Origin of the sequence: Pseudomonas sp. NFPP02 (genome assembly GCF_900119355.1) — a bacterium.
GTDB classification, from domain to species: domain Bacteria; phylum Pseudomonadota; class Gammaproteobacteria; order Pseudomonadales; family Pseudomonadaceae; genus Aquipseudomonas; species Aquipseudomonas paracarnis.
Genome location: NZ_FPJI01000006.1, coordinates 247,874 through 263,990, shown reverse-complemented (window position 1 = coordinate 263,990; position 16,117 = coordinate 247,874). Strand labels below are relative to the sequence as shown.

Here is a 16,117-nt window from a genome sequence, read left to right as displayed (position 1 = left end):
AGGGCTCAGGCCAACAACCCCATGGCCTTGGCCCGCGCCACCGCCTGGGTACGACGCTCCACGCCGAGCTTGCTGTTGATATGGCTGGCGTGGGTCTTCACCGTGTGCAGGGAGATGAACAGCTGGTTGCTGATTTCCTGGTTTGAACAGCCTTGGGCAATCAGTTGCAGCACCGCCAGCTCTCGGGTGCTGAGGGTTTCCTGTTGAGGTGTGGCTTCAACTGCGCTGGCTTGGGGCAGCAACGCCAGCAAGCTCTGATTGAGCAGTCCATGGGAATCCTTGCCCAACTGATCGCGCATCCACTGCGGATAACCCTCCAACAACCGTTGAAACGGCTGCAACGCACCGCCCGAACCGGCTTCCAGGGCACGGGCGAATACCGGCCGGGCCTTGGCTTCCAGGCCATTATCCAGAAGTAACTGCACCTGCTGGACCAGCGCCATCAGGGCAATCATTTGGCGCCCACTGTCATGGGCCTGTTGGGCCAACGCTTCCAGGCGTTGCAGCGCGCTGTCGGGCTGATGGCGCGTGGCATCGAGCGCAGCTTGTTGCAGCTCGATATGTTGCGGCAGGTGCGGATGAAACTCGGGGGCGGCCGCGGCGTGCTCGCCGTTGTAGGTCTGCCCCAGGCGGGCCAGCCAGGCGTCGGCCAGGTCAGTGCGCCCCTGGGCCAGCCACAACTCGCATTTGATCAGGGTGATCATCGCCAGGTAATAGATCGGCGGCACATCCCAGATGTGCATCAAGCGCTCGGCCTCGGCCAGTTCGGCAAAAGCATGGGCAAACTCCCTACGCCGCCCTTCGAAGCTGGCGATGACGCAGTGCCCGATCAGCACGCTGATATCGCGGCAGGCACGGGCCTCGGCCAGGCCGGCGCGCAAACGCGCCAGGCCGGCCTCGGGCTGGTAACGCACCAGCAGCAGGTAGCCTTCGTACAGCGACAGGCGTGCGCGCACGGCATACAGGCGCTGGGGCGCCAGCCCATGCAGGCGCTCAAGGCCCTGGCGGACTTCATCCAGGGAACGCAGGATCTCCCCCCGCGCCTGCAGCACCCGGGCCCGGTCGTAATGGGCCAAGGCTTCAAACAAGGGGTTACCGACGCGCTGCGCCAGTTCCAACGATTCGCGGTTCAGGCCACGGGCGCGCCACAGGTCGGCATCGACGATCGCCAGGTTGGACAGGGTCGAAAGGCACATCAGGCGCTGGCCGTAACGCTTTTGCGGCAGGCTGTCCAACGCCTCTTGGCAATAGCGCTGGGTCAGCTCACGGTCCCCACGCCCACGGGCAATAATCCCGCTCAGCGCCAACCACTGGGCCAACATGGATTTTTGCGCGGTGGCCGACGGGGCCGGCAGGAAGCGGCTGAGGTAACTGGACAGCTCCTGTGCCGCATCCAATTGGCACGCCAGCCCCAACGCCCAGCTATACAGCACGATCAAACGTGGCGTGCTGATCAGCAGGCTGTCGGGCAAATCCATCTTCCAACGCAACAGCATGCCCACATTCTGCTCTGCCAGCAGCTGCTCTTCGGACAGGTTCTGCACCAGGTTCGCTGCCACATCCAGATGCCCGGCCCGCAGCGCCTGCTCCACCGCCTCGTCGATCAAGCCCTGGGCGTTAAACCAGCGACAGGCGCGCAAGTGCAAACTGGCCGGCGGCAAGGTGGCGCTTTTCTCGCGGCGGGTGCGCAGCAGGTCGGAGAACAAGTGGTGGTAGCGGTACCAATGGCCTTGCTCGTCCAACGGCACCAGGAACACTTGATGAGCCTGCAAATAGCGCAGGATTTCTGCGCTGTCATGGGCCTCGCGGACGGCGTCGCATAGTTCGCTGCAAAAGCGCTCCTGAGGTGCGGTGTCGTACAGGAACGCTTGTACCTCCGCAGGCAGGCAGTCGATGACTTCTTCGAGCAGGTAATCGCGAATCAGACCCTCGCCACCGTGCAGGCTTTGCGGCAAGGCGCTCTCACTGCCGGCTTCGGAGGCCGCCAACAGCCAGAAGCGCAGGCCGGCGACCCAGCCCTCGCTACGGCGGATCAGGTTTTCCAACGCCTCGCCGCGCAATGCATTGCCGTGTCCATCCAGCACCGCCAGGGACTCGTCATGGGTCAGGCGCAGGTCTTGCTCATGCAGTTCCAACAGGTGCCGCGACAGGCGCAGGCGTGCCAGGTGCCAGTCCGGACGCTGCCGGCTGGTGACCAGCACCACTAGGCCATCAGGCAAATGATTGAGAAAAAACTGCAGGCAGCGATCCAGCACCGGGCCTTGGGCCAGGTGATAGTCATCCAGCACCAGCAATAACGGCGAACGTGCAGACAGGTGCACTGCCAGTTCGTCGAGCAGGCCATCGAGCCATTCTTCGAAGGCAAAGGGTTGGTGACGCTGGCGCATTTTCAGCAACCCCAGGGATTGGGCGCCGAGTTGCGGGAAATACTGTTGCAAGCCGTCGAGCAGCCGCTCCAGGAAACGGCCGGGGTCGCTGTCCCGAGGGCTCAGGCCCAACCACAGGCTTTGCCACTGGGCAGGCAAGCCCTGGCAGAACTCCACCGCCAACGAACTCTTGCCAAACCCCGCAGGCGCGCTGACCAGCAACAGTCGCCCATCAAGGCCCGCATTCAGCCGTTCGCACAGGCGCGGGCGCAGCACGTAGCCGTCAGGCAGCGGGGGCCGGTAGAAGCGGCCTTCCAGGGTCGGCATCACCACACTGGCAGGCCCATGGGTTCGGGACAGATCAGTCATCGCCGGGCTCTTGTAGAAGGCTGTTGTCGGCATTGCAGATGTCCGCAGACTAGCGGTAAAAGCGGCGGGATTGTAGATCTTTGCAACAAATGGCTGAAAAAGAACTGCGACAAGAAATATCCCTTCCAGCCGCCAAGCAAGAAGCAGGAGCGAGCTTGCTCGCGGAGCACTCAAAAAAAACGCGCTCATCCAGGAATGATCGTTCCCACGCTCTGCGTGGGAATGCAGACTTCGACGCTGCGCGTCGACTTTTGAGGCGTGACGCAGAGCGTCACAGGAAGCACTCCCACGCAGAGCGTGGGAGCGATCATTCAGAGAGCATCAGCAGAGGTTAGCGAACGCCGTCCTGGCGCAGGGCCGCTGGGGTGAAGTCGCTGGTGCTGGCGGTGAAGCCGAAGTCATAGGCCTGCTTCTCTTCGTTCTTCATGCCCAGGGCCAGGTAGCGGCCGGACTGCAGGTCGTAGAGGGTTTCCAAGGCGTACCACGGCACTTGCTTGTCGTAGTAGTTCTCGGCATGGGCTTCGGCAACGCGCCACAGTTGGCCGCGACCGTCGTAGTGGTCGATCACCGCTGCTTGCCAGGTGTCTTCGTCGATGTAGAAGTCACGCTTGGCGTAGATGTGGCGCTGGCCTTCCTTCAAGGTGGCGACCACGTGCCAGACCCGGCGCAGCTCGTAGCGAGCCAGGTCCTGGTTGATGTGGCCAGCCTTGATGATGTCGGCGTACTTGAGCTTGGGATCGTCGACCTTGTAGCTGTTGGAGGCGATGTACATCTCTTTCTTGCCTTCCAGCTTCCAGTCGTAGCGGTCCGGCGCACCGTTGTACATGTCGAGGTTATCGGAGGTGCGCAGGCCATCGGCGGCAGTACCCGGCCCGTCATAGGACACTTGCGGCGCCCGACGCACACGGCGCTGCCCGGCGTTGTAGACCCAGGCCGAACGCGGCTCTTTGACCTGGTCCAGGGTTTCGTGCACCAGCAGTACACCACCGGCCAGGCGCGCTGGCGCAGTCACTTGCTGCTTGAAGTAGAACAGCACGTTGCCTGGGTTTTTCGGATCGAAGTCCTTCATCTTGTCGCGGAACACGAACTGGTCGCGGAAGTACACCAGGCTATAGGAACCGTTGGTTTGCGGGGTGGCCTGGGTAACCAGGCGGGTCACGCTGCCGCCGCGATAACGGGTGATGTGGTTCCAGATCACTTCAACGCCGCTCTTGGGAATCGGGAACGGGACGGCGGTTTCGAAGTTTTCCAGGCCGTTGCCGCCGGACACCAGGTTGGTGGTGGTGGCGTTTTTCTTGATCGAGGCAAACACCTCGGCCGGCACGGTGGCGCCGCGATGGGTCGGGTACACCGGCATCTTGAAGCTGTCCGGGTAACGCTTGAACATCGCGTATTGCCCGGGGGCCAGCTTGTCTTTGTACTGCTCGACGTTCTGCGCAGTGATGGTGAACTGCGGTTGCTCGCTGGCATACGGGTTGGCGAGGAAACCACGGGCGTCCACCGCGCCGGCATTGGTCGGCAATGGCGACCATTTAGGAATGGTGCCGGCCGCGTTACCCGCCATCTCGGCGCCCATCGGGGTCAGGGTCGTGCCGAGCTTGGCGGCTTCATCTGCCGAGACTGCCGCCATGACGTTACTCGCCAGGATCGACAGCCCAAGCACACCCACGTGCAACAGACTTTTTGTTATTTTCATGCTCTGGTCTTCCTGAATACATGCCACTTGAAAAGAGTGTGCTTAGAAGTTGGCGCCGAAGCTCAAGGCGACAAAGTCGCGGTCATCCACGGTGCTGAACTTGCCACCAAAGAAGTTGGTGTACGCCAGGCTCGCGGTGTAGGTGTTCTGGTATTCGGCATCCAGGCCCAGGCTGACCGCCTTGCGACCTTCTTCAAAGTTGCCGCCAGGGCCTGGCGAGTAACCTTTGACGTCGTGGGACCAGGCCACGTTGGGCTTGAGGTTCACGCCTGCGAACACGTCCGGGTATTCCCAGATGGCACGGGCGCGGTAGCCCCATGACGTTGCGGTGGTATAGCCGTCGTTATTGCAATTGGTGTTCAGGCCAGCAGCGTTGGGCAAGCCGGCGCCGTTGGCGGTGGAGTTGTTGAGGGCGTTGCAGAACCCACCTGGCAGCGTGCCTGGGCCGAACACCGGATCGCGGCCGTAACGAGCCTGGGATTTGCTTTCCAGGCCACCCACGTGGGTCACGCCGATTTCACCGACGGTGGTGAGGCGGCTGGCGCCCATGACCTGGTCGAAGAAGTGCGTGAAAGTAGTCTGGAACTGGGTGACTTCCTTGCGGTTGTAGCCGTGCAGGTCCTGGCCTGGCGTGCCCTTGAGCACGGACGCATTGCCAAAGCCGGGGATCGGCGTGACGCCGGCGAACAGAATGTCAGTGGTGCTCAACTGCACCGGCGCATTCGGACGGTAGCTCAACTCACCGCTCCAGGCGGTGCCGGTAGGCAAGGTGGTGGAGAAGCTCACGCCGTAGAGGCGAATATCTTCCGGGTACTCGACGAAGTAGTTCGAGCTACCCGCCACGATCAACGGCCGCAAGGCCCCCAGTGGCCCCAGCGGACGCGTGTAGGCCGCCGATGGCGCGCCCTGCGCACTGAAGATCGGCGCACGGCTGTGGTAGTTCATGAAGTAGGCGCCGAATTCGGTATCCAGCGGTTCGAAGTTGTAGCGCATGGCCACGCCGAACTGGCCGCTGTCGCGTGCATCACGGTCCGGACCGCGGCGCACCAGCACGCCTTCGCTGTTCACGTCCACACCCAGGGCACCCAGAGTCGGCAGGGCGGCGGCAGGAATGGTGGAACGCTTGTTCAGTACCCGCAGGTTGTTGCTGCAACCATCGGAGATCACGTCCGGCTGCGAGAAGAACGTGCCGCAGTTATCGGTCACGGTCTGGTCCCACTCCAGTTGGTAAAACGCCTCGGCCGACAGGTTGTCGGTGAGCGACTGGGACACGTAGAACATGTTCACCGGGATCAAGCCTTCCTTGATCTCGGCCCCCGGACGACGAAACGCCGACACGTCGATCGGGTTGATGGAGTTGATGCCGCCGCCGATGAAGGTACTTTCGCCCCAGCTCACGACCTGCTTACCAAAACGCACGGAACCCGGCGCATCGGCAATCGAGTAGTTGTGGTAGACGAATGCATCGAGAATCTGCCCGCCCGAAGACTTGGCGCCTTCCTTGCGGTTGTTGTCGCTGATGTCCTTGAACGGACGGCTTTCGTCCTTGAGTTCGAAGTCGTACCAGTACTTGCCCCGCACAAACACACCGGTGTCGCCGTACTTCAGTTCCAGGTCATGGATGCCCTTGAAGATCTTCGAGAACGTTTCGCCGCGCTTGAAGTTCAGGTGGCCGTCATCGGAGGTCTGAGACAGACCTTTGCCGCCGTTGTTGGCACCGATCAGGTCACGATTGGGCTTGGCCGTGGACCAGCTCGCCCCCACGGAAAGCGACGAGTCAAAGCTCCCTTCGATTTCACCAATGTTGAAACTGACGCCGAATGCCGGCCCGGCGAGCGTAGAAGCGAGGCTGACGGCCAAGGGCAGTCTTGCCCGGCGCCAGAACTGGTTTACTGAGGTCATCGACGCTACTCCATGTGCATATTTTATTGTTATGGCAGTGAGCCCTTTCTTCAGATGTAACGGCCGGGATACAACGATTCCAATGCCGCATCGCCACCGACCCTCCATGGCTCGAAGCGCAACATCCGCGAAAAACTCTGAAAGGGACTATAGCCAGAGGGGGGTAGTGCTTGATCCCTCTAAAGTGTGATTTGCATCACCAACCTGTCTGCCACAACCCTTTCGCCACGCCGACGAAGGTCGACGCGGGAAGAATGGCTGAAATTCGGCAAATCACAAGTAAAGGCTTGATATAGAGCATTGCCGCGCCCGAACGGGCGCGGCGAGAGGGTTTAGAGCGTGGACAGGAACGTGCTGTTGTTGGCCTGCCATTCGATGATGTCGACACGGATACGTTTCTTGTCGAGCTTGCCGACACTGGTCTTGGGAATTTCAGTAACAACGGCGATCTGGCTCGGGATCGCCCACTTGCTCAAATGGCCCAGCTCGACAAAAGGCTTGAGGTGTTCCTTGAGCTCTCGCGCATCGATCACATGCCCTTCACGCATCACCAACAAGGCGAAGGGGCGCTCGCCCCATTGCGGATCGGCAATGCCTACCACCGCCACTTCCCGTACGGCGGGGTGACGGCTGACCAGGTCTTCGAGGGCCAGGGAGGAGATCCATTCGCCGCCGGTCTTGATCACATCCTTGATGCGGTCACGAATATCAATCACGCCAAAGGCATCCAGCGTAGCCACATCACCGGTGTGCAACCAGCCACCGGACCATAGCTCGGCGCCCTTGTGCGGCTCGTTGTAGTAACCCTCGGTCAGCCACGGCGCGCGCAGCACCAGTTCGCCCTGGGTTTCGCCATCGGCGGGCAGGAAACGACCGTCGGTGTCCATGATTGCCGCCTCGACCAACGGACCCGGCACACCGGCCTTGATGCGGTAGGTGGTGCGCTCATCTTCGCTGCCAGCCATCAACTCATCATTGAGGTGAGCGCAGGATACCAGCGGCCCGGTCTCGGACATGCCGTACGCGGCGGTCAGTTGAATACCTCGGGCCTTGGCGGCTTCGTACAGCGAACGGTTCAGGGCGCTGCCGCCGATGACGATTTTCCAACCGCCGAAATCCACGTTCTGCGCAGCCTTGGCGTTGAGCACCATTTGCAGAATGGTCGGCACACAGTGGGAGAACGTCACCTTCTCCTTGCGCCACAGTTCCACCAGGTATTCCGGGTCGTAGCGGCCGGGGTACACCTGTTTCAGCCCGAGCATGGTCGCCACATACGGCAAGCCCCAGGCGTGTACGTGGAACATCGGCGTGATCGGCATGTACACGTCGTTGGTGCCCAGCAGCCGCACGCTGTCGACGCTGCCCATGATGGTCGCTACGCCAATGGTGTGCAGCACCAGTTGCCGATGGGTGAAGTACACGCCCTTGGGGTTGCCGGTGGTGCCGGTGGTGTAGAAGGTGGTGGCGACCGAGTTTTCGTCGAAGTCCTTGAAGTCATAGGTGGGGCTGGCGGCGGCCAGCAGGGTTTCGTACTCACCTACCAGGTTGGGCAGCTCGGCGGTGTGGGTGTCACCATCGGTAATCAATAAGGTCTTGTCGACGGTAGTGAGCTGCCCGGCAATCGCCTGGTAGAGCCCCACGAACTCACTGTTGACCAGCACAAAGCGGTCTTCGGCGTGGTTCATGGTGTACAGAATCTGTTCTGGCGACAGGCGCACGTTGATAGTGTGAATCACCGCGCCGATCATCGGGATGGCGAACATACACTCCAGGTAACGGTGGCTGTCCCAGTCCATCACCGCCACCGTGTCACCGGCCTTGACCCCGGCTTCGGTCAGCACATTGGCCAGGCGAGCGACGCGCTCGATCAGCGTCGGGTAGCTGTAGCGCAGCTTGTCGCGATAGATAATTTCCCGGGTTTTCTCGTAGCGAGTCCCGGACATCAACAGGCGTTTGATCAACAGCGGGTATTGGTACGCACCTTCGGCGGGCGGGATAACACGGGTCTGCAACATAAGAATCCCTTTAATGACTGCACGGTCTTGGCTTGAAGACCTGCACTGTAGAGCGCTTATGTTTCAGCCAAATCAGCCAAAGGAATGATTTGCAGGGGCCAGTAAATGCTAGCGTTACGCCATTACCGAGGACCTAATGAAACCCAATGTGGGAGCGGGCTTGCTCGGGAATGCGGAGTGTCAGCCGGTATATCTTTGACTGAAGCACCGCATTCGCGAGCAAGCCCGCTCCCACATCTGGATTGTGCTCACTTGAGAAAAATGATTATTTCATGCTGGTAAAGGCCAGTTTCACCCCGATGGCAATCAACACCGCGCCCATCGTCCGATCAAACCAATGACCCATCTTTGCAAACCCGGCGCGCACGCGCTGCTGGCTGAACAACATGGCCACCAGGCAAAACCACAACGCAGTCGCCACCGCCAGGTACACCCCATAACCGGCCTGCACTGCCAGCGGCGTGTGCGGGTTGATCACTACGGTGAACAGCGACAGAAAGAACAGCGTGGCCTTGGGGTTCAAGCCATTGGTCACAAAACCTGCGGTAAACGCGCCGCGTGGGGTGCGCTCGCCCGCTTCACGGTGCAACTCGCCCTCGGCCGCAGGCTTGGCCGCCTGGGCGCGCAAGGCCTTGAAGCCAATGTAAAGCAGGTACGCGGCTGCGGCCCACTTCAACGCATTGAACAACACAATGGACTGGGACACGATCAAGCCGATACCCAGCAACGAGTAACCCACATGCAGGAAAATCGCCGAACCGACGCCCAAGGCCGTCCATGTGCCAGCACGGCGGCCGTGGGTCACGCTTTCACGCACCACCACGGCGAAATCCGGGCCGGGGCTCGCCACTGCCAACAAGTGAATCAAGGCTACGGTCAAAAACTCGGCGACGTACATGCTCACTCCATTAAGTAACTGATTATTTCATCTGATAGGCTCGGCAGATTACGCCTTCGAACCTCGTCGCAAAAGGTACAGTTGATCATGAACAATCGCCGCGCCGTCTTCCTCGACCACCCTTCGCTGGACTTGGGCGACCTCGACCTCAGCGGTTTGCATGACTGCTTCAGCCAGTTGCAGTTGTTTGAACAGACCACGCCAGAAAATGTGCGGGAGCGCTTGCAGGGCGCCCAAGTCGCCATCAGCAACAAAATCCCGCTCACAGCCCAAACCCTGGCGGCCTGCCCCGAGCTCAAGCTGATCCTGGTGTCGGCCACCGGCACCAACAATATCGACCTTGAAGCGGCCCGCGCCCAGGGGATTACCGTGAGCAACTGCCAGGGTTACGGCACGCCGTCGGTGGCGCAACATACGATCATGCTGTTGCTCAACCTCGCCACGCGCTTGAAGGATTACCAACAGGATGTGGCCGCTGGCAAATGGCAGCATGCCAAACAGTTTTGCCTGCTGGACCATCCGATCGTCGAACTGGAAGGCAAAACCCTCGGCCTGCTCGGCCATGGTGAATTGGGCAGTGCCGTGGCACGCCTGGCCGAAGCGTTCGGCATGCGCGTGATGCTCGGCGCGATACCTGGGCGCCCTGCCCGCGCCGACCGTGTGCCGCTGGGCGAATTGCTGACCCAGGTCGATGCGCTGACCCTGCATTGCCCACTCAATGAACACACCCGCGACTTTATCGGCGCCCGTGAACTGGCCTTGCTCAAGCCCGGCGCATTTGTGGTCAATACTGCGCGCGGTGGTTTGATCAATGAACAGGCCCTGGCCGACGCGCTGCGAAGTGGTCACCTTGGCGGCGCGGCGACTGATGTGCTGAGTGTCGAGCCGCCAGTCAATGGCAACCCGCTGCTGGCGGGAGACATTCCACGCTTGATCGTCACGCCCCACAACGCCTGGGGCAGTCGCGAAGCACGGCAGCGTATCGTTGGCCAGCTCACGGAAAACGCCCAGGGCTTTTTCAACGGCGCCCCGCTGCGCGTCGTCAGTTGATAAACTGCGCCCCTTTTCAAGGAGCAGACTATGGATCCGCGCAGTGAAGTACTGCTTCGACAGGCCGAACTTTTTCAAGGCAACCTGCTGCTCGTAGGTTTGCCTGCCGACGATTTGCTTGGGCGCCTGCCCAATGCCCACGGCTGGTGCTGGCATGCCGGTGACCAGGCGGCGCTCGATGCGCGCTTCGCCGAACGCAGCCAGTTTGGCGTGACAGTGCCCGAGCGCGCCTTTGATGCGGCGGTGATTTTCCTGCCCAAGTCCAAAGACCTCACCGACTACCTGCTCAACGCCGTGGCCGCGCGCCTGCCTGGCGCCGAGCTGTTTCTGGTGGGCGAGAAAAAGGGGGGGATCGAAAGTGCCGCCAAGCAGATGGTTCCGTTCGGCAAACCGCGCAAGCTCGATAGCGCACGGCATTGCCAACTATGGCAGGTCACTGTCGCTAACGCGCCGCAAGCCGTGGAGCTTGAGAGCCTGGCGCAGGTCTTCGACGTACCCCTGGCCGAAGGTCCGCTGAAGGTGGTGAGCTTGCCAGGGGTGTTCAGCCATGGTCGCCTGGACCGCGGCACCGAGTTGTTGCTGGAGCACTTGGACAAGCTGCCCAGCGGCAACCTGCTCGATTTCGGTTGCGGCGCTGGCGTACTGGGGGCTGCGGTCAAACGCCGCTACCCGCATAACACCGTGACGATGCTGGATGTGGATGCCTTCGCCGCTGCCAGCAGTCGCCTGACGCTGGCAGCGAACGGCCTGGAAGCCGACGTGTTGACCGGCGACGGAATCGACGCGGCGCCCATGGGTTTGAACGCGATTTTGAGCAACCCACCGTTCCATGTGGGCGTACACACCGATTATTTCGCCACGGAGAACCTGCTGCGAAAAGCAGCGAAACACCTGGCAAAAGGTGGCGAACTTCGCCTGGTTGCCAATAGCTTCCTGAAGTACCAGCCACTGATCGAAGAGCATTTGGGCATCTGCGCAATCAAGGCCGAAGGCAATGGTTTTCGCATTTACCGCGCCAAGCGCCCCTGACGGACGTTTGAAAAAGAACGCTTGCCGAATGGATTTTGCCTAGGCAGAATCCGCAGCGTCCTAGGGGAGTAGTCTCCCACGAGCCATGCTCGTCCGGCATACGTCAACATACTTGGTCAGCAGACCATGGCGTATGCGACCCAGGAGTCCGCACAGACGGACCGGGGTTTGACAAGACCTATGACACGCACACCTTACCCGGGGCGGGAAGGCTGTACGTGTCATAGCCGTGTCGACCCGCCCCTGGAAACTACCTGATGCTGGATTCACTACTCGTTCCTACCGCAATCGTTGCCTTGGCCGAAATCGGCGACAAGACGCAACTGCTCGCACTCATCCTTGCTGCTCGCTTTCGCAAGCCCTGGCCGATCATCGCCGGCATCGTTGCCGCGACCCTGGCCAACCATGCGGCGGCCGGTGCCGTGGGCGCCTGGTTCGGGAGTTTCTTCTCGGATGCAGTGCTGCACTGGATCCTCGCCGCGAGCTTCTGCGCCACGGCGCTGTGGACCCTGGTGCCGGACAAACTCGATGATGACGAAGCCAGTACCACCCGTAAGTTCGGGCCCTTCCTGACCACCTTGATTGCGTTCTTCCTCGCCGAAATCGGTGACAAAACCCAGATCGCCACGGTGATGCTGGCGGCGCAATACCCGGAACTGTGGCTGGTGATTATCGGTACCACCCTGGGCATGTTGATTGCCAACGTGCCGGTGGTGCTGGCGGGGAATTTTGCCGCGGAGAAACTGCCGCTGACCTTGATTCGTCGCTTGGCGGCTACGGCGTTCTTCGTGCTGGCGATTATTGCAGTGTACAAGGCCATGCAGAGCAGCGGCTGGATCTAAGGCAAACACGGAAGATGGTTTGCCCTGATGCTTGTAGGAGCGAGCTTGCTCGCGAAAAACTCACCGGCGCCGCGTTTATTCAGGCAACACGCGTTATCGTTGACGTTTTTCGCGAGCAAGCTCGCTCCTACACGGCGTCGATCAGGACTTCTTGGCCTGCTGGTAGAGCGGCATCACCTTCGGAATCGCCGCCTGCAAGGACGCGATGCGGCTGTCCGAAGCCGGGTGCGTGCTCATGAATTCCGGCGGTGCGCCTTCCGAAGCCTTGGCCATCTTGTTCCACAACGTGATGGCCGCGTTCGGGTTGTAGCCAGCGCGGGCGGCCAGCTCCAGGCCGATCAGGTCGGCTTCGTTTTCGTTGCTGCGGCTGTTGGGCAAGGTCATGCCGTAGTTGGCGACGGTATCGGCCAGTGCCAGGCTGTCCTGGCCGAGACCGAATATTGCCCCGGCGCCCTGCTTGGCCATCTGGATACCGTAGGCCTTGGACATGGCTTCGCGGCCGTGTTCACGCAGGGCGTGGGCGATTTCATGACCCATCACGGCAGCCAGCTCGTCATCGGTGAGCTTGAGGTTGTCGATCAAGCCGCTGTACACCAGGATCTTGCCGCCAGGCCCGCAGTTGGCGTTCATCTCATCGCTTTTGATCAGGTTCACGTCCCAGTTCCACTGGGCCGCATCCGCGCGGAAAGTCGGAGCCTGGGCGATCAGGCGCTTGGCAATGGCCTGCACGCGCTTGGCGTTGGCGCTGGTCTTGTCCAGCACCCCTTTGCTGCTGGCTTCACCCAGGGTCTGCTGATAAGACTGGGCATACATCTGGTCGACTTCCTGGCTCGACAGCATGCTGAACATGTACTGCTTGCGCTCTACCCCAACGGCGCCGCCGCTGGTGGTATTGACCGACTGGCAACCCGCCAGCAGCATTGCTGCAACCAAACCACTTACCACCAATGACTTCTTCATGAACACGCTCCCTGAAAACATGGCGCGTATCGTAGGCGGTCATTTGTATCTGCGCCAGATACCCTGGACGTTTAACCGCTGAATTTAAGATACATCCGAACGCGGCCCGACGGGCAAAGCTCATGCTGGGGTCAGGCATTCCGGCCCATTGAGCTTCGGATCGTTGACCATATTGGCCAGCACCCGCTCGCGCAGCACGGCAGGCTCAGCCGCCAGCAGGCCCTGTAGCACCTGCAGCGGAGTCTCGGGATCGAGCCAGGCGGCCTGCCCTGCCGCGTCCAGGATCAATGGCCGCCGCTGACTTTGCGCCGCTTGGGTAACCACCGCCGTGCTCAGCCACACCTGCTCCTGCACCGGATACGCTTCCCATACTGCGGCAAAGAACAACGTGGAGCCCTCCCCCGGCGTGAGCCAGTACGGGCGCTTGCGCTGGGTGCCGCGCCACTCATAAAAGCCATTGGCGGGCAGCAGGCAACGGCGCAAGCGGAAGGCTTCACGAAACATCGGTTGTTCGGCCAGGGTTTCTGCGCGAGCGTGGGCCGGGGTGCGCGACAGGTCTGTCAGCCAGGGCGGTGTGAGGCCCCAACGGGCACGCGCCAGGGTGAGTTGGCCCTCGCTCAGGCGCTGGATCAGCACCGAATCATTCGGGGAGATGTTCCACTGGGCCTGCTGGTCGGCGGGGAAGCCGGGCAAGGCAGCAAAGGCAGGGTTCCAGCGAAACAGGGCATAACGTCCACACATGGGGCAACACGACTCTTGGGTAAACCGACCGACAGCCTAACAGACCAACACGTCAGGGAAGCTGTCGGGTTCGTCGCCGGGCAAGGGTTGGGCGCCGATATAGGCGGTGATCAGTTCGCGGGCGCAGGCGGCCTGGTCGTTGTCGACCTCCAGCCCCAGCAAGCCGAATATCGGCAACTCGCCCGTGCCGCCGAGCAAATGGCGCCCCACCAGGTGCGCCTCGATACCTTCACTGGCAAGCATCTGCTGCAACAACTCGCCCTCCATCAGATTTTCCGGTTCGTAGATTCGCTGCATGGGCGTACCTTTTTATTCGTTCCCGCTGCGCATTATTCATTTTCGCTGCGGGTTTCAAGCATCCACTCTTCACCATGAACTTGCAGGTCGAACGTGATCGGCCGGCAACACACTTGGCAGTCTTCTATATAGGTCTGGTCCCCGCCAGACAAATCCACCGTCGTTTCGACCGCTTCGCCACAATAAGGACAATCGTACAGCGCAGTTTCGAGCATCGCAGTCTCCTAGGTGACTTGTGCGTATAATCGCCGGTCTATTTACAGGGCTATTCTTGGCCGGCCCCTTATTCGGACCGCACCCTGACATTTCCTTTTACTTACCCTAGCCGTTTCTAACAAGAGAGCATGATGGGCGAATTCGATACCATCCGACCTTACAACGACAGCGAAGTCCCGGCAGTGCTGGCGCGCCTGTTCAGTGACAAGGCCTTTCTGGACATCCTGACCCACTTCCGCTTCCCGCGCTTTGCAGGCGCCCTGGGCTGGCTGCTCAAGCCAATGATTGCGCGCAAACTGCGCCGCGAGTTCGCTGGCGTCACCACCGTGGCCACGCTGCAGGACAAGGTCGAGTACTACGTTGACCACACCATTGACCGGGCGACCGACGGCGTGACCTATACCGGCGTCGAGCAACTGAAATCCGGCACCGCCTACCTGTTCCTGGCCAACCACCGCGACATCGTGATGGACCCGGCCTTCGTCAACTACGCCGTGTACCACGCCGGCCTGCCGACGCCGCGCATCGCCATCGGCGACAACCTGCTGCAAAAGCCGTTTGTCAGCGACCTGATGCGCTTGAACAAGAGCTTCATCGTGCACCGTTCGATCACCGGGCGAAAGGAGAAGATGGCGGCTTACAACTTGCTGTCGGCCTACATCAACCATTCGATCCGCAACGACTGCCAGTCGATCTGGATTGCCCAGGCTGAAGGCCGGGCCAAGGATGGCGATGACCGTACCGAATCGGCGATCCTCAAGATGTTCCACGTCAGCCGCAAGGACGAGCCATTTGCCGAGGTCATCCAGTCGTTGAACCTGACGCCTGTGTCCATCAGCTACGAGTACGACCCCTGCGATGCCGCCAAGGCCCGCGAGCTGTATATCCGCGCCACCACCGGCACCTACACCAAGGCACCGGGAGAGGATGATGTGAGCATTGCCTTGGGCATTACCGGCTATAAAGGCCGAGTGCACGTGAACTTTGCGCCGCCGATCACCGAGCGTTTCGAAGACACCAAGCTGCTGGCCGCGGAAATGGACCGGCAGATCCTCGGTGGCTACCGCTTGTTTCCGGTGCACTACCTGGCGTACGCGCAGTGGAGTGATGCCGACGCGCAATTGCAGGTGCCCAAGGCGGCGGACGTGTTCCCGGCCGATGAGCTGGCCAAGGCGAAGGCGGAATGGGAGCGGCGCTTGAACGAGTGCCCGGCGGAGCACCGGCCTTATCTGGTGGTGCAGTATGCGACGCCGGTACGCAACCAATACCGAGTCAAGGCTGGGATCCCCCTGTAATAGTGAGCCCACAGGGGATATGTGGCAGGCGCTGACTCTGCGGGCAGTACATGGCCAGTGTGGGAGCTGGCTTGCCTGCGATAGCGTTGGTTCAGTTAAAGATTCAGTGGCTGATACACCGCCTTCGCGGGCAAGCCCGCTCCCACATTTGGTTTCGCAGTGGAATTATAAGCGGGTGCTGAGCCAGGAGATGGCCAGGGCCAAGCCAAGGCAGGCGAACCCGACGCGGTACGCCAGGCGATGCGCCCGTTCGGTGCGTGTATCCAGAAACAGCATCGGTTGGTCGATAGCGCGCTCTTCGCTGCGCAGGGCCAGGTCAGCTATCGCACGCTGTGCATGCAGACGGGTGATGAACAACACCCAGGCGCCCGAGCAGGCAACCAACAGGGCAACAATATTAATGAGCAGTGCGGGCAGCGCCATCGCAAACCTCGGTAAATC

14 protein-coding genes and 1 riboswitch are annotated in these 16,117 nt (G+C 61.0%); of the genes, 4 read left to right on the top strand and 10 right to left on the bottom strand.

The features are described from left to right. Positions 1 to 5 precede the first annotated feature (5 nt). The 5 genes from BT204_RS13270 to BT204_RS13250 form a co-directional block, all read right to left on the bottom strand. Complete coding sequence (locus BT204_RS13270; protein WP_072447104.1) at positions 6 to 2,735, bottom strand: winged helix-turn-helix domain-containing protein; 2,730 nt, start codon at positions 2,733 to 2,735, stop codon at positions 6 to 8. Between the two features lie 331 nt (positions 2,736 to 3,066). Further along, on the bottom strand, positions 3,067 to 4,431 hold the full coding sequence (locus BT204_RS13265; protein WP_034126328.1) for a DUF1329 domain-containing protein: 1,365 nt from the start codon (positions 4,429 to 4,431) through the stop codon (positions 3,067 to 3,069). A 42-nt stretch (positions 4,432 to 4,473) separates the two neighbouring features. After that, on the bottom strand, positions 4,474 to 6,333 hold the full coding sequence (locus tag BT204_RS13260) for a DUF1302 domain-containing protein (protein WP_072447102.1): 1,860 nt from the start codon (positions 6,331 to 6,333) through the stop codon (positions 4,474 to 4,476). 332 nt (positions 6,334 to 6,665) lie between these two features. After that, positions 6,666 to 8,348 (bottom strand): fatty acid--CoA ligase, encoded by a 1,683-nt coding sequence (locus BT204_RS13255; RefSeq protein ID WP_072447101.1) that lies wholly within the window; start codon positions 8,346 to 8,348, stop codon positions 6,666 to 6,668. Between the two features lie 265 nt (positions 8,349 to 8,613). Next, positions 8,614 to 9,246 (bottom strand): LysE family translocator, encoded by a 633-nt coding sequence (locus BT204_RS13250; RefSeq protein ID WP_072447099.1) that lies wholly within the window; start codon positions 9,244 to 9,246, stop codon positions 8,614 to 8,616. An 84-nt stretch (positions 9,247 to 9,330) separates the two neighbouring features. Here BT204_RS13250 and BT204_RS13245 point away from each other — a divergent pair, with 84 nt between their 5' ends. The 3 genes from BT204_RS13245 to BT204_RS13235 all read left to right on the top strand — a co-directional run bounded on the left by BT204_RS13245 (position 9,331) and on the right by BT204_RS13235 (position 12,167). Next, positions 9,331 to 10,296 carry a 2-hydroxyacid dehydrogenase gene (locus BT204_RS13245; RefSeq protein ID WP_057976907.1) on the top strand — a complete coding sequence of 322 codons (966 nt, stop codon included), beginning with the start codon at positions 9,331 to 9,333 and terminating at the stop codon, positions 10,294 to 10,296. 30 nt (positions 10,297 to 10,326) lie between these two features. Then, positions 10,327 to 11,325 (top strand): class I SAM-dependent methyltransferase, encoded by a 999-nt coding sequence (locus tag BT204_RS13240; protein ID WP_034126326.1) that lies wholly within the window; start codon positions 10,327 to 10,329, stop codon positions 11,323 to 11,325. 51 nt (positions 11,326 to 11,376) lie between these two features. Continuing rightward, positions 11,377 to 11,494, top strand: a riboswitch (yybP-ykoY riboswitch). 88 nt (positions 11,495 to 11,582) lie between these two features. Then, positions 11,583 to 12,167, top strand: a complete 585-nt coding sequence (locus BT204_RS13235) for a TMEM165/GDT1 family protein (protein ID WP_054897011.1) — start codon at positions 11,583 to 11,585, stop codon at positions 12,165 to 12,167. Positions 12,168 to 12,308: 141 nt separating this feature from the next. Here BT204_RS13235 and BT204_RS13230 read toward each other — a convergent pair whose 3' ends face one another. The 4 genes from BT204_RS13230 to BT204_RS13215 form a co-directional block, all read right to left on the bottom strand. After that, entirely contained in the window at positions 12,309 to 13,127 is an 819-nt protein-coding gene (locus BT204_RS13230; RefSeq protein WP_014716953.1) for a M48 family metallopeptidase, read from the bottom strand. 120 nt (positions 13,128 to 13,247) lie between these two features. Continuing rightward, positions 13,248 to 13,868, bottom strand: coding sequence for an SOS response-associated peptidase (locus BT204_RS13225; RefSeq protein ID WP_034126325.1), 621 nt, complete (start codon positions 13,866 to 13,868; stop codon positions 13,248 to 13,250). Positions 13,869 to 13,904: 36 nt separating this feature from the next. Next, complete coding sequence (locus tag BT204_RS13220; RefSeq protein WP_032893538.1) at positions 13,905 to 14,165, bottom strand: putative signal transducing protein; 261 nt, start codon at positions 14,163 to 14,165, stop codon at positions 13,905 to 13,907. A gap of 32 nt (positions 14,166 to 14,197) precedes the next feature. Then, the gene (locus BT204_RS13215; protein WP_034126324.1) at positions 14,198 to 14,380 is read right to left on the bottom strand and encodes a CPXCG motif-containing cysteine-rich protein; all 183 of its coding nucleotides are present in this window, start codon (positions 14,378 to 14,380) and stop codon (positions 14,198 to 14,200) included. A 132-nt stretch (positions 14,381 to 14,512) separates the two neighbouring features. On the opposite strand from BT204_RS13215, the gene BT204_RS13210 reads away from it, so the two are divergent. Further along, a complete protein-coding gene (locus BT204_RS13210) occupies positions 14,513 to 15,676 on the top strand; it encodes a 1-acyl-sn-glycerol-3-phosphate acyltransferase (protein WP_175550969.1) in 1,164 nt (387 codons plus the stop codon). 165 nt (positions 15,677 to 15,841) lie between these two features. Here the strand turns inward: BT204_RS13210 and BT204_RS13205 are convergent, their stop codons facing one another. Beyond that, positions 15,842 to 16,099, bottom strand: coding sequence for a hypothetical protein (locus tag BT204_RS13205; RefSeq protein WP_034126322.1), 258 nt, complete (start codon positions 16,097 to 16,099; stop codon positions 15,842 to 15,844). Positions 16,100 to 16,117: the final 18 nt, after the last annotated feature.